1 pseudogene is annotated in these 223 nt (G+C 55.6%); it reads right to left on the reverse strand.

Annotation, left to right across the window (positions count from 1 at the left end):
• Nucleotides 1-3: 3 nt before the first annotated feature.
• Nucleotides 4-223, reverse strand: a pseudogene (locus tag AAC854_RS24905) (hypothetical protein); the annotation flags it as partial.

Here is a 223-nt window from a genome sequence, read left to right on the forward strand (position 1 = left end):
GCGTTAAACGCTGACTGTCGTTCCGTGCCGAAGAATATCCTGCACTTCACGACATTGTTGATAACGGGGTGAAACCACATGCAACGACAATAACGCGGCTTCATGCCTCAGGACACGGGCTTCCGGGGCATTCTGCCAGCCCTGCTCAAGCACGGCTGACTGACACAGCTGCTGCTGTTGCTTTTCCAGTGACAGGCGTTCTGATGCCAGCGTCACTGGCTGT

It is taken from the genome of Xenorhabdus entomophaga (assembly GCF_037996725.1).
In the GTDB taxonomy this organism is placed as follows: Bacteria; Pseudomonadota; Gammaproteobacteria; order Enterobacterales; family Enterobacteriaceae; genus Xenorhabdus; species Xenorhabdus khoisanae.